The sequence below is a fragment of the Candidatus Nitrosopumilus sediminis genome (genome assembly GCF_000299395.1).
Lineage (GTDB): Archaea > Thermoproteota > Nitrososphaeria > Nitrososphaerales > Nitrosopumilaceae > Nitrosopumilus > Nitrosopumilus sediminis.
In genome coordinates, this window is the sequence record NC_018656.1 from 620,770 (window position 1) to 643,191 (window position 22,422).

Annotated in this window: 25 protein-coding genes; 17 read left to right on the plus strand and 8 right to left on the minus strand. The window is 33.6% G+C overall.

All coding sequences use genetic code 11. The features are described from left to right. Positions 1 to 106: 106 nt before the first annotated feature. Positions 107 to 787: a PAC2 family protein gene (locus NSED_RS03810; RefSeq protein WP_014964927.1), complete on the minus strand. Its 681-nt coding sequence runs from the start codon at positions 785 to 787 to the stop codon at positions 107 to 109. Between the two features lie 430 nt (positions 788 to 1,217). On the opposite strand from NSED_RS03810, the gene NSED_RS03815 reads away from it, so the two are divergent. Further along, a complete protein-coding gene (locus NSED_RS03815) occupies positions 1,218 to 2,942 on the plus strand; it encodes a DEAD/DEAH box helicase (protein ID WP_014964928.1) in 1,725 nt (574 codons plus the stop codon). On the opposite strand, the gene NSED_RS03820 is transcribed toward NSED_RS03815, so the two are convergent. Further along, positions 2,943 to 3,557, minus strand: a complete 615-nt coding sequence (locus NSED_RS03820) for a hypothetical protein (RefSeq protein ID WP_014964929.1) — start codon at positions 3,555 to 3,557, stop codon at positions 2,943 to 2,945. It abuts the gene before it with no gap. Positions 3,558 to 3,630: 73 nt separating this feature from the next. Between NSED_RS03820 and NSED_RS03825 the strand changes: the two genes are divergently transcribed. From NSED_RS03825 to NSED_RS03840, 4 genes are all read left to right on the plus strand, one after another. Further along, positions 3,631 to 4,254: a superoxide dismutase gene (locus NSED_RS03825; protein ID WP_014964930.1), complete on the plus strand. Its 624-nt coding sequence runs from the start codon at positions 3,631 to 3,633 to the stop codon at positions 4,252 to 4,254. A gap of 49 nt (positions 4,255 to 4,303) precedes the next feature. Continuing rightward, positions 4,304 to 5,578 carry a DUF7482 domain-containing protein gene (locus tag NSED_RS03830; RefSeq protein ID WP_014964931.1) on the plus strand — a complete coding sequence of 425 codons (1,275 nt, stop codon included), beginning with the start codon at positions 4,304 to 4,306 and terminating at the stop codon, positions 5,576 to 5,578. A gap of 105 nt (positions 5,579 to 5,683) precedes the next feature. After that, positions 5,684 to 6,058 carry a hypothetical protein gene (locus NSED_RS03835; RefSeq protein WP_014964932.1) on the plus strand — a complete coding sequence of 125 codons (375 nt, stop codon included), beginning with the start codon at positions 5,684 to 5,686 and terminating at the stop codon, positions 6,056 to 6,058. Positions 6,059 to 6,153: 95 nt separating this feature from the next. Continuing rightward, complete coding sequence (locus tag NSED_RS03840; RefSeq protein ID WP_237737706.1) at positions 6,154 to 6,369, plus strand: hypothetical protein; 216 nt, start codon at positions 6,154 to 6,156, stop codon at positions 6,367 to 6,369. Between the two features lie 18 nt (positions 6,370 to 6,387). Here NSED_RS03840 and NSED_RS10945 read toward each other — a convergent pair whose 3' ends face one another. From NSED_RS10945 to NSED_RS03855, 4 genes are all read right to left on the minus strand, one after another. Beyond that, positions 6,388 to 6,531 (minus strand): DUF5679 domain-containing protein, encoded by a 144-nt coding sequence (locus NSED_RS10945; RefSeq protein WP_014964934.1) that lies wholly within the window; start codon positions 6,529 to 6,531, stop codon positions 6,388 to 6,390. A gap of 183 nt (positions 6,532 to 6,714) precedes the next feature. Next, positions 6,715 to 7,143, minus strand: a complete 429-nt coding sequence (locus tag NSED_RS03845; protein ID WP_014964935.1) for a hypothetical protein — start codon at positions 7,141 to 7,143, stop codon at positions 6,715 to 6,717. Positions 7,144 to 7,213: 70 nt separating this feature from the next. Beyond that, positions 7,214 to 8,665, minus strand: coding sequence for an FAD-binding oxidoreductase (locus tag NSED_RS03850; RefSeq protein WP_014964936.1), 1,452 nt, complete (start codon positions 8,663 to 8,665; stop codon positions 7,214 to 7,216). Between the two features lie 9 nt (positions 8,666 to 8,674). Next, positions 8,675 to 9,991: an HD domain-containing protein gene (locus NSED_RS03855; RefSeq protein ID WP_014964937.1), complete on the minus strand. Its 1,317-nt coding sequence runs from the start codon at positions 9,989 to 9,991 to the stop codon at positions 8,675 to 8,677. A gap of 162 nt (positions 9,992 to 10,153) precedes the next feature. Here NSED_RS03855 and NSED_RS03860 point away from each other — a divergent pair, with 162 nt between their 5' ends. Beyond that, a complete protein-coding gene (locus NSED_RS03860; protein WP_014964938.1) occupies positions 10,154 to 11,281 on the plus strand; it encodes a tyrosine-type recombinase/integrase in 1,128 nt (375 codons plus the stop codon). Between the two features lie 412 nt (positions 11,282 to 11,693). Here NSED_RS03860 and NSED_RS03865 read toward each other — a convergent pair whose 3' ends face one another. Beyond that, positions 11,694 to 12,296 carry a hypothetical protein gene (locus tag NSED_RS03865; protein ID WP_014964939.1) on the minus strand — a complete coding sequence of 201 codons (603 nt, stop codon included), beginning with the start codon at positions 12,294 to 12,296 and terminating at the stop codon, positions 11,694 to 11,696. A 32-nt stretch (positions 12,297 to 12,328) separates the two neighbouring features. After that, complete coding sequence (locus tag NSED_RS03870; protein WP_237737707.1) at positions 12,329 to 12,922, minus strand: hypothetical protein; 594 nt, start codon at positions 12,920 to 12,922, stop codon at positions 12,329 to 12,331. A 227-nt stretch (positions 12,923 to 13,149) separates the two neighbouring features. Between NSED_RS03870 and NSED_RS03875 the strand changes: the two genes are divergently transcribed. The 11 genes from NSED_RS03875 to NSED_RS03925 all read left to right on the plus strand — a co-directional run bounded on the left by NSED_RS03875 (position 13,150) and on the right by NSED_RS03925 (position 22,420). Further along, on the plus strand, positions 13,150 to 14,061 hold the full coding sequence (locus NSED_RS03875) for a ParB N-terminal domain-containing protein (RefSeq protein ID WP_014964941.1): 912 nt from the start codon (positions 13,150 to 13,152) through the stop codon (positions 14,059 to 14,061). 549 nt (positions 14,062 to 14,610) lie between these two features. Continuing rightward, positions 14,611 to 14,865, plus strand: a complete 255-nt coding sequence (locus NSED_RS03880; protein WP_014964942.1) for a hypothetical protein — start codon at positions 14,611 to 14,613, stop codon at positions 14,863 to 14,865. Then, positions 14,862 to 15,542 (plus strand): hypothetical protein, encoded by a 681-nt coding sequence (locus NSED_RS03885; protein WP_014964943.1) that lies wholly within the window; start codon positions 14,862 to 14,864, stop codon positions 15,540 to 15,542. The genes NSED_RS03880 and NSED_RS03885 overlap by 4 nt, the downstream gene beginning before the upstream one ends. A 3-nt stretch (positions 15,543 to 15,545) precedes the next feature. Then, positions 15,546 to 15,812: a hypothetical protein gene (locus NSED_RS03890; protein ID WP_014964944.1), complete on the plus strand. Its 267-nt coding sequence runs from the start codon at positions 15,546 to 15,548 to the stop codon at positions 15,810 to 15,812. Further along, the gene (locus NSED_RS03895; protein WP_014964945.1) at positions 15,809 to 16,597 is read left to right on the plus strand and encodes a hypothetical protein; all 789 of its coding nucleotides are present in this window, start codon (positions 15,809 to 15,811) and stop codon (positions 16,595 to 16,597) included. Before NSED_RS03890 ends, NSED_RS03895 begins: the two co-directional genes overlap by 4 nt. Further along, positions 16,597 to 17,673: a hypothetical protein gene (locus NSED_RS03900; protein WP_016939759.1), complete on the plus strand. Its 1,077-nt coding sequence runs from the start codon at positions 16,597 to 16,599 to the stop codon at positions 17,671 to 17,673. The genes NSED_RS03895 and NSED_RS03900 overlap by 1 nt, the downstream gene beginning before the upstream one ends. Before the next feature lie 80 nt (positions 17,674 to 17,753). Continuing rightward, complete coding sequence (locus tag NSED_RS03905; RefSeq protein ID WP_232212202.1) at positions 17,754 to 18,881, plus strand: COG1470 family protein; 1,128 nt, start codon at positions 17,754 to 17,756, stop codon at positions 18,879 to 18,881. After that, positions 18,878 to 19,231, plus strand: a complete 354-nt coding sequence (locus NSED_RS03910) for a hypothetical protein (protein ID WP_014964948.1) — start codon at positions 18,878 to 18,880, stop codon at positions 19,229 to 19,231. Before NSED_RS03905 ends, NSED_RS03910 begins: the two co-directional genes overlap by 4 nt. Then, the gene (locus NSED_RS03915) at positions 19,228 to 20,178 is read left to right on the plus strand and encodes a hypothetical protein (protein WP_237737708.1); all 951 of its coding nucleotides are present in this window, start codon (positions 19,228 to 19,230) and stop codon (positions 20,176 to 20,178) included. Before NSED_RS03910 ends, NSED_RS03915 begins: the two co-directional genes overlap by 4 nt. A 3-nt stretch (positions 20,179 to 20,181) precedes the next feature. Beyond that, positions 20,182 to 20,637 carry a hypothetical protein gene (locus tag NSED_RS03920; RefSeq protein WP_014964950.1) on the plus strand — a complete coding sequence of 152 codons (456 nt, stop codon included), beginning with the start codon at positions 20,182 to 20,184 and terminating at the stop codon, positions 20,635 to 20,637. Positions 20,638 to 20,992: 355 nt separating this feature from the next. Further along, on the plus strand, positions 20,993 to 22,420 hold the full coding sequence (locus NSED_RS03925) for a hypothetical protein (RefSeq protein WP_014964951.1): 1,428 nt from the start codon (positions 20,993 to 20,995) through the stop codon (positions 22,418 to 22,420). The last annotated feature ends 2 nt before the right edge of the window (positions 22,421 to 22,422 follow it).

Here is a 22,422-nt window from a genome sequence, read left to right on the forward strand (position 1 = left end):
ATTTTGAATGCATTGACTGTATGAATAATCACAAGACTCATCTTTGTAGTTGTGATTGCCATGATGAGAATACAGAGCCTCATAAAGTTGGTACAGCCCACTAAATTTAATTTTTAAATTTTCTTTCTATCTCTTGAGCCATCATTTCTAATTGGCTAGTATCTCCCAATTTTCTATATGTTAATTTTTCAAGAGTTTTGATTATGCTAATAGCTGATCTGTATTGTGGTATTTCCGGCTCGTTGAGCTCTCCATACATGCCGATCCCCTGAATATCATTTATTTTTGCAAACCCTAGAATTAATCCATTAAATCCTGTAATGATTGATTTTTGAGGAGTTGTTTCAACCTCTAACCCCTCCATCTGTTTTGTTAGTTCTTTTGATGTTGTTGTGATGTATGTTTTAGGCTTGTTGTCAAAAATCCGATTTGTGTGAAATCCTCCAAATGTATAGATGAATTTTGCTGAATATTTTTTTGCAGTATCAATTACATCTTGACACAGAGCGTTTAACTCGCTATTACTTTGTGGTTGGCCTTTGCCTCCTCCAAATACTATCAAGTCATCAGTGTATTTGTATTCCCATTTTTCATCTGGAAGATCAATATATCCTCCCCTATCTACGATATATGTTGGAAATTGTGTTTTTGCTGTTCTGAATGTTTTTGTTCCGAGAGACTCATTGATGAAATTTACTACTATGCTTCCAACATTTCCCATATCTTGCATTGCTGCAATTATGATTGGTTTTTCTATGTTTGGCTGTTCATTCTGAATGAATTCCACACATTATCAAAAATCTGATGAATTTTAAACGTATGTTGTTAACAATGGATTTTTTGTATGCATGAATTTCAATATTGCTGTATTTTTTTCATTTCAAAAATGATCTATTTTCTGACTTTTAGATATCCATTAACAAAAAATTTCTCATAGATTTGGAAATTCGCCGTGTGGAAATAATTATAATTTAAAATGAAAATGTGATTTGATCTCTTTTTTGTTATTCTGTTTCTATTGAACTAATTCTATCTCTGAAAATCCCTTTAAAATTATAGATTTCATTCAATTTTGAGCCTAGGAGTTATCCCAAATATTTCTCCCTAAAGTAGAAACTGGTATCATATTTTAACTCTTGTAGATTTTTGATTTCTTTTTTAATGATCGAGAAAAATATGAAGATTCATAAGGCAAAAAAACTTTCTGTCGACAAATTATGGAAACATCCATGGAAAACATTGGAACATTGGAATATGTCCTTGACAAATATTCCAAAACCTGGAGCTGGAAAGTTACAGGTGATCGTGCAGTTAGTATGATATCTCGCCTTGTTTCCGAGGCATGGTATGGAGAAAACGTTAATGAGATTATCATTCCAGACAGTACTGAAACTGTAAAACAGCTAAAATTAATCATGGACAGATATCCTCTTGAAATTTTATCAAAATCAATCTGGCAAAGAAAAATTGTAAAAACATATGCTCCAAAACCTACACTGCCCCCCGTCAAACTAAAACTAAAACGAGCAAAAACAGGTGAACAATTTAGAGGAAAATTACTAAACTTTCAAAAGGAAGGATTAGACTTTTTGCTAAAATCCTCTGGCAATGCTTTATTGGCAGATGAAATGGGTCTTGGAAAAACTGTCCAAACGTTATCTTATGCTGCAACTGAAAAGCAAACATTTCCCCTTCTTGTTGTTGCACCTTTAGTTACCCTAAATAATTGGGAGAGAGAAATTGAGAAATTTCTGAAAAAGAAAAGTAGGAATGGGAGAATTATTGAATCAGAGTCTCCCAGTGTTACTATTATTAGAACTGGCAAATCCCAAGAACTTCCTAAAACAGATATTTACATAATTAATTATGAATTGCTTTTCAAAAGAAATGATGATTTATCAAAATTAGGACTCAGGACAATTGTTTGTGATGAAGTACATAATTTGAGATCAAAAACAACTCAAAAATACAAAGCAGTAAAAAAATTAGCAGCACTTCCATCTATTCTTTATAGAATTGGACTGTCTGGAACCCCAATCTACAACCGTGGTTCGGAAATATGGCCAATCATAGATATCATAAAACCCGGACTACTTGGAAGTTTCAAGGAATTCTGTGAGTATTTTTGTTATGTAAATGAAAAAGGAAAAGCAATTGTTTTAGAAAACAAACGTGCATCTCTTAGAAATGAATTACAAAAACATGTAATGCTTCGAAGAAAAAAGGCTGATGTGCTAAAAGAACTAAAAGATAAAGTTCGTTATAAGGAAGTTATTGCAGCAGACACTGATTATTATCTTGAAGAGTTGGATAAAATTTGGAAGAAAGTTGAGGCCGAACAGAAAGATGCTGAAACCGAATTTTCTAAATCTGCTTCTTACCATAGAGCAATTCAAAGTGAAAGACAAATTGCAGGCATTGCTAAACTTCCACATGTAATCAATTTTGTTAAAAACATTATGGAAATTGAAGAAAGCGTTGTTGTTTTTTGTCATCATAAGGTAATTCACAAACTATTGCATGACAGTCTTCAGGAATTCTCCCCTGTCTCAATTATCGGTGGACAATCTGATGCAACTCGTCAGGATCAAATAGACAAATTCCAAAGAGGCGAATCAAAATTAATGATTGCAGGTATACGTGCTGGAAATGTTGGTATCAATTTGACTAGGGCAAAGTATGTTATTTTTGCAGAATTGGACTGGAGTCCTGCTATTCATAGACAAGCTGAGGATAGACTTCATAGAATTGGTCAGAAAAATACTGTGTTTGCATATTATTTGATAGGCAATGGAACTTTAGATGATCATGTTGCTAATGTACTAGTAGACAAGAGTTATGAGATTGATGAAATCATGGATGAATCAAAAGAGAACTATGAGAATAAAGATAAGGCAGAACTCATACTAGCTCAGATTCAAGACAAGGTTCGCTCAAAATAACTAAATTTTTAATTTATCTTTTAGTTTTAATAATTTTTCATTGATTGAATCCTTCTTTATTGGCTCTAATTGGGTATCTTGAATTTCTTTTTGGATTTCATCTACGATGCTCAAAATCTCAACTTCGGATTTTGGCTCTCCAAACTTTGTGTTTTCAAATCCATCCGTTTCTGTTTTGTCTATCGCCTCAATACCTTCAGGTAAAATCTCATACACTTTGATTACTTTCTCATCTAATCTTTGCGGGGACATCAATACAAATTGATTTTTTCTTAATTTTTCAATTTCTGGTAACAATTCTTCTTTTGGTATTTTTAGAATGTCTTCGATCTTCTCCATGTTACATGATTTGATGTATAGTAATCGTAGTATTCTTGCCCATGTTGGTATGTTATCATTCCAAAGAATCTCTCGTGCCAATTCCGTGATTGTAAATGACCCATCAGTGTTTAATGAAATCATTTTTCTATCTTTCAAAGTGGCAAGAGCATCTAAAAGTTTCCCAACTCCAAGTCTCTTTAATTCCGAATTCTCTAAATTGTTTTCATTAAATGTTCCATTTTCATTAATTGCTAAATGCAAAATTTCTAAATCAATTGTACCTAGTTTCCTCATGTTGATCTCACTTTCTTAAGATTTATCATTCTTTGCACTTGAAGAATATATGTGGATTATACTGATTTGATTTATGGTTAGATATGAACTTCCAAGATTGCCTTATGGTTATAATGAATTGGAACCTTTCATAGATACTGAAACAATGAAAATTCATCATCAAAAACATCATCAATCATATGTTGATGGGCTAAACAAAGCACTTGCCGATGTTGGAAGTGCATCTCATCCACAATACATTTCATCTATACTGTCTGATTTAAAATCCATCCCTGAATCAGGAAGAAGCGCAATCAATTTTTTTGGAGGTGGTTTTGAAAATCATAGATTGTTTTGGGAAACAATGATTCCAAATAGTGATGGAAAACCAGGTGGGCAATTAGAAGATCAGATAGATGTGTATTTTGATAATTTTGAGAATTTTAAAAAAGTTTTTTCTGAAAAAGCAATCAATATTCAAGGCAGTGGTTGGTGTTGGTTGGTTTTCAATTCAACATATCACAAAATTGAAATCATAACTACTGAAAATCAAACTAGTCCTTGGACCTTGGGAAAATTTCCATTATTGGGTTTGGATGTATGGGAACATGCATACTATTTGAAATATCAAAACAAAAGACCTGATTATGTTAAAGCTTGGTGGAATGTTGTTAATTGGGATTATGTTGCAAATAGATTTTCAGAACTAGCCAACTAATTGCACAATTTGGACAAATTCTTTTAAACAAAATTTCAATTTCAACTGCATGAACAAGAGTCTAAGATACATTGCACTTCTTGCAATTTTACCCTTGTTTACAGCAGGTATGACAACAGATTATTTCTCAGATGCTGAAGCACTGAAAAGCAAAGGTATTGGAACCTCGAAATATGGTTCTTCTACTGGAATCTGTGGTTTACAACTTTGTTCTGAAATTCCAGGCGGTAAAGCCGCTTGGGAAGCAGGGCAAAAAAAAGTCACTCCTGTAGCTTCAGTTGAAGAAAAAATGGAAGCCATGATGAAACATGATGAATCTATGATGGAAGCGACCATGGAAGATGAGACTGAAGCAGACTTGGGTTCTGTACTTAGATTATCAAGAGCAAATGTTCCGGCAACAATTCCTATGCATCAAGGTTACTACAACGGTGAAGATGTTTACTATATCATCACCGATTCTAGTGATCCAACACATGCAGAAATAATTACTACAAATCAAGGATGGCAAGTAGAACTTGCTCCGTTGTTGAAGAATACTCCTGAAGAAGCACTATCAAAAGTATACTTGTTTACCAACGGCATTGAAGGCGATGGTATACACGGATACCAAGGCCAAGTGTTCACTAGTACTCCTGCACAAGCAGATGTTTACAGTGCATTGACTTCACATGTACATGTTACATGGAATGAAGGTGTAACTCCAAGAATACTTGATTCAGAAGCAATGATTATGCAAGCAGCTGAGAACAATGAAATTACATTGACATCCGTTGATGTGGTTTTGAATATGCCGCAAATTGTTTGGCCTGAAGGTCAGATGATAATTAAAGATGTGACATTAACTGACACTACGCCTTATGGTGGTGGTCAAGTTCTTGATATCGATACAGAAGAGATGACTGTAACTTTCATAGCTCATCGTGGATGGGGTCCTGATGGTAGAACTATCTATTACATTGTAACAGATGCTACTCCAAGTGGTCCTGCCGGAATGATGGGTGTTGTTAGTTCACCAACATCTGCAAGCTTGATTGCAAATTCAGCAGCAGTAGACTTGTATCAATTCAAAAATGGTTTGACAGGAACAGGTCCATTAGGATTCCAACCTGGAATTGCAGTAGGAGCTCCCGGCGATGCTAATTATTCTCCAATGTGGAGAATCTTTATGATTGGTTGGGATGATCCTGAAAATGCACAATTACTAGAAACCATTGATGATATCAATGCATACAGGGAAGCTGGTTTGATCAACATTGGTATTGCGCGTCCAATGGATAGTGACCATATTGTAAACTGTCCATTCATAGACCCATTCCAATGAATTTTTTTTAAACACTATACATTTGTTAATTTATTTTAAAATTTTTTAACAAATTTTCAGAAAATCGTCTGCTTAATTTATCTTTGATTGTGAGAATAATATCTCATGAGTATTGCTGGAATGTACATGCTAAACACTGGGGGATACAAGCCCGAGAAAATTCATCAAGCTTTGGATATGCTGTATCTAGACCGAAAAAATGAATTTCGTGAATTATCTCAAGTTCTTCTAAGTGAAAAAGCTCTTAATGCAATGCCTTATTGGAAAGAATTTGTTTTGAATTTCAGTTTGGATGTGGAAGATGCTTTTAAAACATGGTCTGGTCAGAGCCCTTTGTCTTCAAGCTCTCCTCAGAAAGCTTTGACTTTGTTAAGACAATTAGGTCATGATAAGACGTCTATGAATCAGCTTGCTCATTTACTTAACATGTCATATAACCTATCATGTGAGTTCAAAGAGATTTACAGACGTCTAAAATAATCTCTTTTTTCTTTTTTATCTGAATATCTAAATTTGACTATGTTTTTCAGTAATTTATAATGGATTTCATGTTGGAAGAGGAATTAATAGATCTGATGACATTTTGCCTTCAGAATCCGGATTCAGTAGAAATATCTGATAAACATAAACGCATTACAGAGATTGGTCATGAATTGTTTGCTGATGGAGGTGTGGATGCACTTGAGAACTTCTTTTTTGTGTTGAAAAATAGAATTGCTGAAGAAATAGAAAAAGATCCATCCCCAATGCGTTCGCTATGGAATGGCCTTACTGATGAATGGCAGTACTAAATTTCTCTAGTGAGAAATTTATCCTCTACCAATTCTAAAAATGGCTGTACTGCATGTTGGGCATGTGCCTTTGATTGCAGGTTTACCATTTTTCATGGTGTATGGTTTAGGGCCGCCGATTTCTCGTTTGTCTCGACACTTAACACAATATCCTATTGTCATATTTTCTATAGGCTCAAGGTCATATTAGCGAGAACTTGTTGAACTTTTTTCACTATTAGACAAATCTCCGATCTCATTTATTGTGTTACAGACCAATTTTTTTCGTATCGGGTATTTTTTCAATAAAATCAGGAATAAATTATTCATATTTGTTAAATAATTGATAAATTTTTTATCAAAATTTTAACTTACGCTGATCTGTATGGTTGAGTATTCTGCCAATGCCTTGTGATTAACTGGAAATCCTTCCCAAACAAAAATTTCTGCAGTAAATTCTCCTGCATCTTGCGGTACCCAAAACACCGATGTATTCCATTTCTGATGTGGGTTTAATTTTCCACTGAACCAATCGACTTTCATTGTAAAACCTTCTGAATTTTTAATTTGCACGAGATAATAAAACGTCTGAGATTTTTCTTGATTGTTTGTAATGTCTGCTGCGATCTGAATTTGTTGATCAACATTTATTTTATTTCCAATTGGTACACCAAACGCATTTGTTACCTTTGGATTATCTATTGATGCTCTTTCTAATTCTGTTAATGCAAATGCTGGTGTGATACTTGCAACAATTATCAGTAATGCTAATAGTCCTATGCCCTTACCTAACACGATTTTTTGGACATTTTTTAGTTACAAAAGCGTTTCTGCATAGGTATTTTCTTGAATTATTCTGGTTCTTTTAAAGTTCTTCCAGATTTTGTATGATTGTACTTTTTGTGGTTATGATTTTGCCTGGATTGAGGATATTTTCAGGATCAAAATATTTTTTAATATTTTTGAATATTTCATAATTTTTTGCCCCATATTGTTTTTTAATATACTCTGATCTTGCCAGGCCGTCTCCGTGTTCAGCCGTAATCGTTCCTCCCAGTTTCAAGATTTCATCAAAATATTCGTTTGCTATGTTTTTGATAATACTAATTTTTTTCCTTTCTGAAATTAACCGTACATGCACATTTCCATTTCCCGCGTGTCCATAAACTATTGACTTTGTATTGTATTTTTTATTTATTTTATTTAAAATTAAAAATAATTTTGGGAGATACTTTAATGGCACTGCTGCATCTTCTATTACATGTGGAATTCGTTTTTCTTTTTTAATCGATTTTAAACTATAATGTAATGATAAATCTCTATATTTCCACCAGTCTGCAATTTCTTTATCTGTTTTTAGTTTTTTAACAATCTTTCCTGTTATGATCTGATGAATCTTTTTTTCATTTGACTTGATTTTGTCATCGTATTCAACAAAAAGTAAACATTTGCTTTTCTTATCAAATTTGTAATTAATTTGATCAAATGTAATTTTATCTACAAATTCAAGTGCTGATGGATTTGTCTTGTTGATATCTCTACAGTTTGTTGCAGCTTTAATCACTGAATTATATTCTATCACAAAAAGTATTCTCTTTTTTGGTTTGTTTTTGATTTTTAATTTTGCAGAAAGTATTATCCCTAATGTTCCTTCTGAACCAATTATAGTTTTATGTGTGTCATTAATTGTTTCTATTTTATCTAATCTATATCCAGATGAGTTTTTAGTTACGTTTGGAAATTTTTTACAATCTATCTGATTTGTAATTTTAATAATCTCTTTGGACTTTTTATTATTTTTTGGAAGGATTATTTTTTTACCATTACCATCAACAAATGTAATTTCTTCAACATTGTCTATCATGCTTCCATATTTCAAACTTCTACTTCCACTTGAATTATTTCCTAACATTCCTCCAATTGAACAAAATGATCCAATTGATGGGTTTGGTGGTAAAAACTTTTTAGATTTTTCTAATACTTTATCTAAATTACCTTTGAGAACTCCTGTTCCTACAGTAACGTGATTTTTCCCAAGCCTGATTGAATCAAAATTTTTCATATCTAGTATTATTCCTGTGTTTAGTGCACTGCCTACAAGACCTGTCCCTGCACCTCTTACAGTAACAGATGTTTTGAATTCTTTTGCAATCTTTACAGTTCTGATAACATCCCTCTCATTTTTTGGAATAACAATAATTTTTGGGACGATTTTGTAAGAACTTGCATCTACTGAATAAAATTCTCTGAATTCTTTTGTTGAATAGACGTTTCCTTGAATTTCTGATTCTAATGTTTTTAAAATTGATTTTTTCATATGGTGTTTCTATATTTGAATTCTATAGTAATCCCATCTCTCTGGGTCAAACAGAGTGACAAATTCTGCTTGCTCTTTATCTATCCTAGATCTAATGACATCTCTTAATGCAAAACTGGTCATATACTTGAATTTCATGGAGTGCGATTGCATGATAAACATGTGACGCATTTCACTTCCTCCTTTCAATCCCCAATAACCCATTTTCAAAGCCAAAGGTTCTAAAAATATTGTATTTCCTAAACCATAATTTTCATCTCTAATCTCTTCACGCAATTTGTAATTCTCCAGCGGTCCTCCTTTTGAAAATCCGATTATTTCTCCATTTTTGTCATTTAGTCTTAATGTATTGATAATTACTCGAGGATCTTTGACTGATTTTTCAAAATTTTCTTTTTCAAATTGCAGCGGTCTAGGCAATTCTAAAAATATTTTATATAATGATTCTATGAATTTTGGGTCATTTCTTGTTATCATTGACTCGATCGTAGGAATCATTTTCAAATTTTCGTATGAATAATCTGCTTGAATTGTAATCTCTTGTTGCCTGATTTTCATAAATGATAATACTGCATCAAAGAAATTTTTTCGCATTTCTTTTGGTAACACTTTGAGAATTGCTTTTGCCATATCCGTCTCTTTGTTTAACAATTCTTCAAAATATGCCACTGCACTTCTAACTATCAACGATGGTCTCCATGCTAACGCATGTGCGTTCATTTTTGCCATCTCCATTGCTTTTGCAAAATCTCCCAATGCATAACCGCTAATTCTATCTACCACAGACAGATACCAACCCATATCCATTACATGTTCTTGATATGCCAAGTTATTTCTTGTTAAATCTGAATTTTCAAAACATTGTTTGATCTGTTCTTCTGCATTTTGTTTTAATTTTCCGCTCCAAGGATATGTGGTTCTCAAAATCAATACTTTGATTATCTCCAAGTCCAAGTTTGCTAAATTAATTAAATTCTGCAGTTTTTTATCCATTGAAATAAATTTCAAAACACTTTCTTCGTGAGGCTTATCAACACTTTTTTGTGGATCAAAATCATGAAACAATGCTGAAACATACAGATATTTTATGTCTTCATCTGTGAATTGAACTTGATTTTGTTTGGCTGCTAAAAGTGAAACATATGTTACTTCTAATTCATGGTTGATGTTGTGATATCCATAATACTCTGTTCCGAGTCCCTGACTCTCAAATAGGTCAATAGTATAATCTAACATCTCCACATAACAATCGTCTTCTAATCTATTCTCTACCATCAAACTGAGAATCTCATTTCTCATTGAATGGGTATTTGCAAATTGTTGCAATATTCTTTGATCTTGATTCACGTTTTTAAAGATGATCTATGAATCTCGTGATTTTTCTTGCTTTGTTAGAAAGATTCAATAGAATTTGATGAAACCCTACATAACATTCAGACCCTTTTATTCCGTATTGACTAATAAATCGTTTAATGGAAGTAAGAATCATTGATCGTCGCAGAACCTACTTTTACCAAGACTCGCAACATTGAGAACTACCTTGATAGAATCCAACTAAAATCAAAAGGAACAATCAAAAATATTGAGTCCTACCTGAGAAGGTTTGATAGTTATCTGCAAGACACATACAACAAACCAAACGAGGTAATCCTTGATGAAATACTATCCATGAAGAACAATCAAGACGTGGTACTTTTTGATATTTTGCAGGATTTTGTGAATTACCTTAGTGGAAAGACAAATCGTCTAAATGCCAACACCATTAGTTCTGGTTATGTCCGACACACAGTATATGCAATCAAGGGCTATCTTCGATTCTATGGATTCAAGATAACCTCTGATGATCTTAAAGATGCTCTAACCTTGCCTAGAATTGTGGAGGAAGAAAGAGAACCGCTAACAAGAGAACAATTACATCTGATACTGAATAATCAAACGGGCTTGAGGCGAGTGCTATATCTCGTAATGTCCTCTAGCGGAATGCGACCAAGTGAGGTATTGCAAATTAGAAAGTGTGATTTAGAGTTGGAAAAATATGAGCGAATCCTAGTCAAGATTCCTGCAAAAATCACAAAGACCAAAAAACCTAGAATCACCTTTATCTCAAAAGAGGCCGAAAAGGAACTACTACCATATCTTAAAAAAATCAATGGCAACTCGTTTATTTTCAATCCTTCAAACAAGACAATGGAGCAAATACGGCTAAGTGAACTGCAAATTTTTGGCAGACTGCGTGAGAAGATTGGATTATCTGAGAAGTACGAGTCTGGAATATTTCATGTGTCCTTGGGTGATTCATTACGCTCTTGGTTTGTGACTAAATGTAATAGAGTTGATTATGGATTTGGCCATGCTCTAGCAGGCCATGATCAATACATGAAAAGATATGATAGATTGACCCTTGAGGACAAGATTGAACTATACCTCAAAGCAGAAAAATCATTACAAGTTTTTGAATATCTGGATGACGATAAAGAAAAGAAAATACAAGAACTGGAACAAAAATATGAAATTACCAATAAAAAATTAGAACTTGTATTGAATATGATTGAAAATTCACAGAAAAACAAATCTCAAATTGTTATTGGCAGGAAAAATAATTTTGACGACTTATAATATACGACTTATAAAACATCAAAAAATGTCTTATAAGTCCTGTATTATAAGACATGATTTTTCATTTTCTGAAAAAACGCAACAGCTAGACCAGCTACTTTTGACAAATTTTTCATGCGTAAACATTCCATACAAAGAGGCGGGTTGGTAGCTGGACTAGCTGTTCTAAGGGTAGCTGGTCTAGCTGTTTTCATTTTAATCATTTTTGATTTAAAATGAGGCTAATACAGGGTAAATAAAAAAATGATTACTGCTGAAATTTATCGGTGAGGGGCTAAAAAATGAAAAACAGCTCAAACTCTGCTATTGCAAAATAGCAACAGCTAAAACTGCCCGTCTAAGGAGTTCCGAACTGATGTTGTAAAGCCCTATGAGGGCACAGTGGATTGAACAGTATTTTTAAGACTATGTTCTATGTAATTGAAAACCCGTGTTTTTCTAAAGAATTTTTTAACTCAAAAAGAATTTTTTGAATTTTATCATCTACATCTTTCATCTTGAACCCTGAGTTAATTTGAATTTGCTCTCCTCTTATTGCCTCATATTTTTTTGCTGATTTTTTGTATTCTTCTTTAAAATTATTTTTGACGATTAAACTATAGTAAGAAACTAACCCTGCAAGATATTGATAAAACGAAAATGATGTTGGAAAATTGTATTTTAAAACAATCTCATTTGTTGTTTCTTTGAATTTCCTTCCTCCTTCTTGAATGTGAGATACATAGTTGTTTCTTAGTTCTTTTATTGGTTTTTTATGCTCTAAAATAGGCTCAACCATTATTTTTATTATTTCATCAAGTTTTTCAAATTTAGAATTTTTTCTCAAATCATTTCTAATTTTGATAAAATTATGTAATTGCTCTACAACTATTTCTCGGAACAAATGTTTGAGAAACAATGCTTTTCTTCCTTCTACCATGTGATTTGGATATTCTAAGTATATTGATTCAAATCTATTATGCACTATACTCAATCGTAAAAGATCAGATTCAAAATCAGTTAATTTTACACTCATGATTATTTCGTCTAATTTGTGTCAGATTAACATTATTGAAGTTCAGACATTCCATATAATGGAAAATGTTTGTTTACCTCAGAACTGTGTTTGTTCCAAAAATCTACAGCTTCTGGGGCATAATCTTGAAAATAGTTGGATGTTATTAGCGTGTAAACTTTTGAAATTGTGAATATTTTGTCTGGAATTTTCGGAAATGGAATTACTGTGATCTCATTTTTCATATCTCTATATGCTAGACCTTCTTTCTCAAAATACCATGTATCATGTGCCAAAGCATTCCTAAAACCTTCATCAAAGAATTCGTCCATTTTTACATTATAATTTGGAAGTTCTCTGAACGCCTTTACTAATGCTCCATATGTGGGAACATTTCCGAGTTTAATTTTAGGTGATTTTTCTTTTAATTTCTCAAGCAGTAAGGTTTCAATGAAAAATCTCTTTAAAAATTCGTAATGAACTAAGCCAAAGTTACAGAAAAATGTTGTAATTTCAACTACAACCTCATTTTTTGTCATTGGTAAATCAGGATTTTTTTCATTATGCCATGTAATGTATTCATTCAAAAAATCATTTGTAATGTCTTTTTTTCTATTTAGAATATTGAATTGGTGCCCAATACGCAATAGTTGATTTCCGTACCGAGTATGAAAATCAGTTTTTTGAAAAAGGTTTTCAACTTTTAAAACTGTATAAAATGATTTTACGGTTGTCTCAAATTCATTTGAATAGATATCCATAGAAGTGAATCTTCATAGTAATATTAAACATAATTGAATTGATTTCTATATTTCTAGGAATTTATTTTGATAGGATCCAGAATTCTTAAAGCAAAGTATTCTTATCATACATTATGAGTTCTGAAGAGTTTCAACCATATCTCTATCTTTATGCCGCAATGACTCAACCTGAAGTAACTGGAATTGTTAGAACTTATTGCTCTCCAGGTGAAATTTCTGATTTGTCAAATACCTTAACATCTTGGCAGCAGGCAAGATCTTCTCTTGAACAAATACAGACACAAGAAAATGAGGTCGCAAACAATATGACTATTTTTCCAATAGAACAAAATGAAAAATTAACAACCTTGCAAAACAGCCCTCTTTTTCCAAGAACATTTTCAAATATGCCTTCTGTTTTTGGATTGGTAGACATTGATACTCTTGTGGCCACACAAAGGAATGTTTATCTAAATTATGTTAATGAAATGGAACAACGAATACCTGATAATCCATCTATTGATGATCTTATCGATATTTGTTTGCCTCTAAATCCCTCTCCTCCAGAACCAAAAGTCACTCAAACATCTCAGAGTTCTTGGATTTTTTCTAGCCCTAGTCCAGACTTTCGATATTTGGGTGGACATCTTAAAGATCAAATCTCTGAAGATGATATTGGTATGACTCAAGTAGGCGGATTTCCTGTTAAAGCAATTACTCTTTTTGTGGGATATGGAACTAGCCCTATCAACGTATATCATGCAAATGGTAGACTTATTCTAAATAACGGCTTTCATAGAGTGTATGCATTAAGGCGAAGAGGTATTACTAGAATTCCTGTAGTTGTTCAACAAGTTTCAAATCCAGAATTAGAATTTCCCCAACAACTACTTGGATTAACAAGGAATTATTTATTGAATAACCCCCGACCTATTTTAGTAAAAGATTTCTTTACTGATGGATTGACTAAAACATTTCAAAGAAAAAAAATGATAACTACTGTACAAGTAAATGCTCAAGCAGGCGCTGTAACATTCGAAGTATAAACAAAAAGGTCTGGCATCAACTAAATTTACAAAACTCGCCAGCAGTACAAGTTAGAATTTAGAGAGTGTAGAACTAAAAGTTAGACACCGCAATGGAGTTTGGAGTGCCACTCTAATTTCATAAATCTAGTCTCTTTGTAGTCTTTGGTGCATTATTACAAGTACTAATGTATGGACAAACAAAAAAAACATGTTCCGACCTTTTACAAGGGGAATATGTCTTACATGCAACATAGTGCCTTTTATCGGAATTTTTCACATGAACATTTCTTACAACCCGATCTTTTTTCTTTTGATGAAAAGTATTCCATACCTTTTGTTGAGTCTATTTTCAGATTATGGGAAGTCTCATAATGACCACAATCCTTACATGATCGCCCTTCGGGATTACTCTGGATCAATCTCTTAAGAAAATTTCCCATAAATTATAGTTAAAGACGGATTATTTTATAGATGATGGTACTGCCCAAAACCTTCCACGATGATTTTTGACTGTAAGAGTAAAAGATTCGAAGTACTTATGAATATCATAATTTTAGCTTTGGATAATTGAAGATATTTTATACTAAACATTTTGATGATCCTACATGTGAAAAATTTACTGAATTCCATGTGGATACTCATAGAACATGGTGGTGTTGTAAACAACTCAAAGAACATGATAAACATTTTCAACTATGGAACGTTAAATGGGCAAAATTCCACTTTAAAGATATCAGCGCAGATGGAAACATTGCATTTTTTCCAATGAACTATTGTCCATACTGTGGTGAGAAAATAGAATATGAGGAATTTACAAAATGAAAACTAGCAATATTTTACTTGTAATTTCTATTTTTGTAGTTGGTTTTATTCTAATATCCATAAACTATTCTGCAATATCTGACTTTTACACATATTCTGTTCCACTAAACAAAGCCAAAATAGTTCCAAACTTCCCTATACAACCAAATGAATTCCAAGAGACACATGACAAAAAAGATTCCACATGTTATGCCACTCCGTCAATGAACCAGTATTGCTACAAAAAACCAAAGATACATGACCCACAAAACAGAGACCACCTGAGTTCATTTATCACTGGAAATAACGGGATTAACGGCGAGATTCACTTTGATAGGGTAGGTCTTGAAGGAGGAATATTTACAATAAAGAACATGAAACTGATTGATGAAAATACCGCACTGTTTACGTTTGCAGACAAGGACTATCGCATAGGAAACAAGGACAGAACAACATATGAGATTACAGAGGACTTTGAATTTGATACAATTGTTGAAAAATACGATTCGTTTATCACGCATTGCGGAAACTTTGATGGAACTGGTGCAACCATAGTGCAATATCTTGGAACTACGACAATTGATGATGTGGATTACTTTTTGACATGGCATGCTGTGATAGAGCCAGAAGACAGATTCCAGTGTGAGTATCCAGAAATCATTCAGTACAGCTTGAATCATGATTTTGGAGAGTTGTAGAAAATGAAGACTAGATACAAAATTCCAATTATTATAGCTCTAGTATTTGTTGCAATTGTGCCTCAGACTCCACACATAATTTGGAGTGTATGTGAAATATTACCTGATTGTGGCAATGATTTGTCATATGTTTCGGGGATTAACTTTTTTGGAATGCCTGTAGATACAAATCTTTTTGATGATCATCAGGAAAAACCGCTTGGATTCTTTCTGTTAGGAGTATCGTTTACTTCTATTGGAACATTGGTATTGTGGGGAATTAGAAAATGAAAACTAAACTCTTGATAATTGCTGTTGGAATGGCTGTGTTTGCAGGAGTTGGAATTGCATATGGCATTAATCAGTATGATTACTATCAGGATCAAAAACAATATGAAGAATGGAGGGATATTCGAGAATCCATACTGTCTGAAATAAGAGAAACCAAAATCCGTAATCACACAGTACAGACCATGGACGTTGGTTCGATGTCTGATGAAGAACGATGTGCATGGACTTTCGATAATTCTATGAATGAGTTTGTAAGAGAACAAGAAAAGTACAGGGATTCACCTAACACAGCATTGAGACCCTTATCAGAAGACCAGATAGTACCAACTTCAATACAGTTCGCCAAATGGCGTGGTGATGGATGTGCATTTTCAATTCCAGAGTGGGCACATTTATCAATATACGAGGACTGGGTTTGGGAAAACATTGCACCAACATTCAAAATTAGAGGACTGCACTCACGTATGGTAGTTGACGAACCGATGTTCATAACGATTGAGAAAATGGGTTATGATATGTGTGATTCATGGGATGCACGAATAGTTGATTTTAAAGACAATTCTACAATGTGGGAGAAGATGTATCATTCAGGATGTGTTATTGCAGACCATACAACACCGAAACTATTCCAATATACAATATCTAATGACGTTAATCCCGTGGTAATTTCTACTCTTGGCAACTATACATTTCAGATAGAAATTGGTCATACATTTTTGAAAAAGGATTTTGCTGTAATAGAATATTTTGAAGACATAGTAATGTATGACGAATGGGACAGATAATGAAAACTAGACTCTTGATAATCATTGGAATTTCATCTGTGGCGGGAATGTTTTTCCTGTTTTATGTTGGCATTATTGGAGGCTCATGTGTTGAAGGAAAAAATTTTGATGGGACATGCATAGAACCAAAAACAATCACAATTCCCACAAGAACTAGTTGGGATTTTTCTGAACAAGAGAAAAATCAAATCTTGACTCAATTAAGACAAGGCCCACAAAATGTCAATGGGACTGTAAAGCAATTTCTTGTAAATGAGGCATTAGATGATCCACAACTCAAGAATTTGATAAAAGACACTACATACCAGGTAGATTGCTGCATATACACACTAGATGGTAATGAATACCATTCTCTTCTTTACATTGGAATGACATTTCAGATAAATGAAAAAGATATGATAGCTATTGTCGAATATGACTTGCAACAAGAAAGAGTTGCAGATATTGAAATTCAAGAAGGGATTAGAACTGGAGGAATCGGGTTAGATTCTGATTCAGAATCATTATTGTCAACAACACAGTTTGAAGAAATCAAGTCCAACATAGAAGAAACTCAATACAATATATGCGACATACAACTAGAAGAAAATAAAATCATCCTGCATCTAAACTGGGTCTTTAAAGGTTCACCACAAGAAGAAAAAATAATATCAAAAATACCTCCAAATATGGATTACCAGACAATATATCATCAAGGATATTCAGATTATTTTATTAATGCTATAACTGCACAACAGTGTGACTCATTAGAGGTAGTAAAATTACTTAAAGAAAAATATGATACAGTGATAGAAGGAAATGTAACGTGGTGTATGGGTCACAAAACATATCCCGTAAGATATCAATGCGACATACAAGTTGATCAGTATATTGAGTTTGATGGTGAAAGAACTGGCAACTTGACAGTATTGTCAGACAAGCATCCTTTGATTAGCGGAAAACAAGATTCATTTTTTGGGCTAAATTATGTTGCAGATGAAAATTATTATGACCTTGTAGAAACAAGCATAATGGCAAATTATAATGATTTTGTGGACAGTGGTAGGCCATTAGAAAATAAGAGTTCAAACCAGTAAATACTCCACAGTTCAAACCTGTATGGATTTGAACTAAAGATTAGAAGTACTTATGAATGTCACAACTTTAGCTTGAATTGTTGAAAGTTATATTTTTGACAATTATTGGATTTGTTTTGATTGTTGGAATGTTTGCTCCGGTACATGGATACATTGAGACTACTCAGTTTGATCTAGATATGTCCGGAATGCATTTCTATGAACCAAACTTGAATAGACCTCATCTTGTCTTGAAACCAGGTGATTCTCAACAAATCACTCTGACAATTACCAACAACGATTCAAAACAACACCTCATTAATCTTCAAATGTCTGCTGATGACTCTTTTCATAAAGATAGAATTTTTGATTTTAAACCGCCTCAACTGAAAATTTCTCCCAACGAGACTAGGACTTCTATTTTGACCGTCAGTGCAAGTCCTGATGCAAATACTGGAACTACAATTTGGCATACATTGATTGCAAAAAGCAACACATTTGGTGCAAAAGCACTTGGATTCTATGTAGAAGTATCAGAACAACCATCTCGACCATCCCCCGATCCTGTCAGAAGGGGTTCTCCTGGAGGCATGTTTCCATTAGAAACTCATTTTGATATTGATGAGGACGATGCAATAAATCAAGTACCGTACAACATCCTTTCTCCCAAAGTTCCTAAAGAGTACATATTTCAAGGAATGTATGGTTTAGAATACCCTGAACAGATAATCTATTCAAAAAATCCTGTTTCTGCTGATACAACTGAACTTGAATTTTGGGATGATGGCGGATTGTTGATAAGTTTCTTTGAAAATAAACATTTTACATTTGATGAACGTCTTGGGTTTCTTGATTCAAACCAACAGCAAATAAGACTCAACGGATGGAATGGAACTGCTTCTGAATCATTACTGTTAATTTCCTCAAATGATCAAAAGATTTTTTCAAATTCACGTGCAATTGTTTTTCTTGATGACACTCAAATCCGAATTGAATCCCAGATGCCATTAGATCAAATTCTACAAATAGCAGAATCCATGATAGTGGAAAAAACGGATGTTAAGATGAAAAACATGGATGGTTGTCCTGTAATTCATTTTATTGGATATGCTTGGGAGGATTGCGGTTCTGTTTTTACTTGGGGCATACTTGGAATTCCTCTCTTAGTAATTATTGTTGTACCTGTAATTATAACTCTGATTTCAATAATATGGAGATATAGAAAATGAAAACTAGACTGAAATTTCTGATTCCAAACAAAAAGATTGTAGTCATTTTTGTTATGCTTACAATAATCATGGGGCTTGCAACCCTGCAAGGAGAAAATTTCTCAGAGGATGAACCGTCAATCCTTTACAAAATGTTGAGCTGGGTCACAGCTCCTGCATGGGAAGTATGGTTGTATCTTAGTGTCCCTGTGTTGTATTTTTTTGGAGTGACGCCTCAATCCAGTATAAGATGGGTTAACTTTGAATCTTGGGAAATAGTTTACGGCTTGAATTTTGTTTACTATTATTTTGTATCTGTAATATCTACAGGAATATGGACTGGTACATCCAATTGGATAAAAAGAAAATGAAAACAGAATTTAGAATTATTACAATCATGATAATTCTAGCATCCGCAATTTTATTTCTGATTATTCAAAATCCTGATGAGATTCCAAAATCACTGTCATTTGAAAATCATGCCAAGGAAATCATCTCTATCAATGAAAAGTCAAAAAAATACAAGATGGGTGATGACATGCAACAATTCAACGCATCACGAAAACTCATGGAAGAAAAATTACAGGATCTCTCATTGGATTTACTTAGAATCAAGATTTCCAAAGTCACATTGCTTGAAGGCCAATACCCTTTCCTAACTGCTCAGGAAAGAGCAGAAAAATTCGACTATGTTCCATCTTCAATATGCGCCTTTGAGCAAAACATTCCTCTGCAACTGCAAAAAATCTCCCAAACAGAGAATTTTCAGATATTTTCCAAAAAATACGCTTCACACAACCTAGAACTAGACATATTTGATGAGCGAAATGACATATCAAACATTCACTATGGATTGATTGCAACAAATGACAACAATCAGGGTGCATCAACTTACTTTCATCTTGATACGTGTACTGATGAGATAACTGACAAGCAACCATACAATTTGAACTGTTTTGATAAAAATACTGACTATAGATTTGCTACATTCAATACTGATGATGTTATTTCCAGTTATTCCAATGGGCACTTTTGCAAGATAGAACTTGATTCATGGCGTCAATCTCTTTATGAATATTCATTAACATTGCGTGATCAACGCAGACAACTAGAACAAGAATCCATGACAGGAGTTGTTGATCAAGAAACACAATGGAATTTTATCTCAGAGATGAACAAACTAGGTGAACTTGGAAACATTGTTGCACAGATTATTCACTATAACTATGATGGGCAAAGATTACAAGAACAAATTGAGCAATATGAGAAACAGTATGGAAATATTCCTGATGAGTTGTCAGAACTAATGGAGAAATAGAAAATGAATACTATTCATATAATCATTATACTTGGAATTATCATTGGCAGTTCTGTAATCTTTGCTGTTTTACAACCTATTTCACAAGAGCCAAATCTATCAAAACAATGCGACATTCCATACGATGAAAATTTCATAAAAAATAGATCTATTTCTTCATCTAGTGATGGAACCCCACGATTTTCTATCAAGGATGAATTTTCAATTTTCTATACTGTTCCAATTGGGGAATTTTCAGTTGATGAAACTGCTCGTTCATTGATACTAAAACCAGTGTATAATTCTCATGGTTACATCATAATGTGTGATCCATTACCAAACCTAGAAAAAAGATTTGAAACAAAGTTAGATGGATTATTTGTTCTTGTAGATGATGGGGAGATTGAACCAAATTTGATAAATGATGTGTTAAGAATTGACATCAATAACAACTCTAGAATTGAGATAGTGGGGACTTAAAACATGAAAACTAGGCTTTTGAAATTATTTTTGATTGGAATTTGATATTCTCTCAAATGCAACATTTGGTTTTCTTAATACGTATTTTATGATGAATATGTTCACAAGATGTTTTTTGCATTTTGCAATAATAGTGATTTGCATGAATAATTTCTACGTGTGCCTTTTATGTGATATTTCACTAACATGATTATACAACTGATGGGAGTCATTCATCTTGTATGTGCCAGACCATAGCGTAGACCTAGGTTGGGTCAGTTTTGACCCGACTATATCATTACTTTATGCGTAAAACTGCTACTTTTACTAATGATTCATCAGTATTTTTTATAACGAAAAACCATGTCGATTTTTTATGGTAAGGCGTGGTATTCTTGGAATTAGTGTTGTTTTTGCACTGTTTTTTGCCACAAGTACTGCTTTTGCACAAGAATCAGTTGAAACAAGTGAGCAGACCACGCTATCTGGAGATCTTCAAAACAATCCAGTTGCACAGGATATTCTAAAAAAGATAGAGCAGACAAAAAAATGGATTGCAGATCTTGAGCAAAGAAACTATGAAAAATTAGAAGCACAAAAGGCACTGGAGGAAAAAAGAGCACAATCACTTCAAATACTGAATCAGGATTTGGCAGACTGGGAAAAACTCTGGGAGTATTATTCTTCTTACAATGCCTTTGACAGATTTGTAGACAAGATTCCTGACCCCCAAGTTCAAGATGTCTTTTGGGATCAGTTTGAGTTCAAGGAACAAAAGGTAAAATCTGGAAGAGATGCATTCAAACAAGTACTTGCTGATGGCGGTTCCAGACGTGATGCACTACAGGCATATCTTGCAGCAGCTGAGACCAAACGAATTGAGCTTATTGAGACAAATTCCCAGTTCAATGTAAACCATAACTTGGCATATTACTCACAGCAAATTCTCTTTGATAAGGATGGTCAGTTTATTGACTCTCCAATAACTGGTGAACAGCTACGAAAATACTATGAGGATTACAGGTCAAACCCTGCATACTTGCAAGCAAACCCTGATGATGCTGTATCGTGGGAAGACCTTAGCAAAACAACTCCCAACACTGAATGCAGAGAAGGACATGTTGTAGTGTATAGATTTCATGCAGATGATTATGTCTGTGTAAGTGTCTTTACTGCAGAAATGTGGGTAAGACATGGAATGGGTGAAATAACGGGAGATACACAAAACAAATCTTCACAAGAGCCAATCACGCCACTTACAAATTGCCATGAAGGATTTGTTGTAATATTTAATCTTGAAACTGAAAAATACTCTTGCGTGCTTTTTGACACTGCACAAGAGTGGATAGGCCAAGGACTAGCAGAATTTCACAGTGCAGATGACTATGTTGTGACCAGTATTGAGAACAAAGAGGTATCAGTAAGAGTTGAGGAAGTTAACTTGCAAATTCGAGAAATGAAAAAGGAATTTGAGGAAGAAAAAATTGATCTGAAAAATTTGTATGACAAAAAATATGACGAGGCACTAGCCAAATCCAAGTCTGATGAAAAGAACGTAACCATTGACTATAGCCAACGTTCAGGCATGTCAAAAGAGGAACTGAGCACAAAAATTGGAGAAATCCGCGAAAATTACGAATCAGAAAAAGAGATGATTCTAAAAAAGAAGATTAATGATTTTATGAATCTTGAAAAAGAATTCAACAAAAGCATGAAAGAACTTGTGTTGCTTTATGAGGATGATCCATATGTGGAGGTTCGACTAAACATGGGCCATACTGGATACGAAGCTGTTTCCAGATGATG

Excerpts from the sequence above, each read along its gene's own strand:
- NSED_RS03815 (WP_014964928.1), top strand. The coding sequence starts at position 1,218 with ATGGAAACATCCATGGAAAACATTGGAACATTGGAATATGTCCTTGAC.
- NSED_RS03820 (WP_014964929.1), bottom strand. The coding sequence starts at position 3,557 with ATGAGGAAACTAGGTACAATTGATTTAGAAATTTTGCATTTAGCAATT.
- NSED_RS03825 (WP_014964930.1), top strand. The coding sequence starts at position 3,631 with ATGGTTAGATATGAACTTCCAAGATTGCCTTATGGTTATAATGAATTG.
- NSED_RS03830 (WP_014964931.1), top strand. The coding sequence starts at position 4,304 with ATGAACAAGAGTCTAAGATACATTGCACTTCTTGCAATTTTACCCTTG.
- NSED_RS03835 (WP_014964932.1), top strand. The coding sequence starts at position 5,684 with ATGAGTATTGCTGGAATGTACATGCTAAACACTGGGGGATACAAGCCC.
- NSED_RS03840 (WP_237737706.1), top strand. The coding sequence starts at position 6,154 with ATGACATTTTGCCTTCAGAATCCGGATTCAGTAGAAATATCTGATAAA.
- NSED_RS10945 (WP_014964934.1), bottom strand. The coding sequence starts at position 6,531 with ATGACAATAGGATATTGTGTTAAGTGTCGAGACAAACGAGAAATCGGC.
- NSED_RS03850 (WP_014964936.1), bottom strand. The coding sequence starts at position 8,665 with ATGAAAAAATCAATTTTAAAAACATTAGAATCAGAAATTCAAGGAAAC.
- NSED_RS03865 (WP_014964939.1), bottom strand. The coding sequence starts at position 12,296 with ATGAGTGTAAAATTAACTGATTTTGAATCTGATCTTTTACGATTGAGT.
- NSED_RS03875 (WP_014964941.1), top strand. The coding sequence starts at position 13,150 with ATGAGTTCTGAAGAGTTTCAACCATATCTCTATCTTTATGCCGCAATG.
- NSED_RS03885 (WP_014964943.1), top strand. The coding sequence starts at position 14,862 with ATGAAAACTAGCAATATTTTACTTGTAATTTCTATTTTTGTAGTTGGT.
- NSED_RS03890 (WP_014964944.1), top strand. The coding sequence starts at position 15,546 with ATGAAGACTAGATACAAAATTCCAATTATTATAGCTCTAGTATTTGTT.
- NSED_RS03895 (WP_014964945.1), top strand. The coding sequence starts at position 15,809 with ATGAAAACTAAACTCTTGATAATTGCTGTTGGAATGGCTGTGTTTGCA.
- NSED_RS03900 (WP_016939759.1), top strand. The coding sequence starts at position 16,597 with ATGAAAACTAGACTCTTGATAATCATTGGAATTTCATCTGTGGCGGGA.
- NSED_RS03910 (WP_014964948.1), top strand. The coding sequence starts at position 18,878 with ATGAAAACTAGACTGAAATTTCTGATTCCAAACAAAAAGATTGTAGTC.
- NSED_RS03915 (WP_237737708.1), top strand. The coding sequence starts at position 19,228 with ATGAAAACAGAATTTAGAATTATTACAATCATGATAATTCTAGCATCC.
- NSED_RS03920 (WP_014964950.1), top strand. The coding sequence starts at position 20,182 with ATGAATACTATTCATATAATCATTATACTTGGAATTATCATTGGCAGT.
- NSED_RS03925 (WP_014964951.1), top strand. The coding sequence starts at position 20,993 with ATGGTAAGGCGTGGTATTCTTGGAATTAGTGTTGTTTTTGCACTGTTT.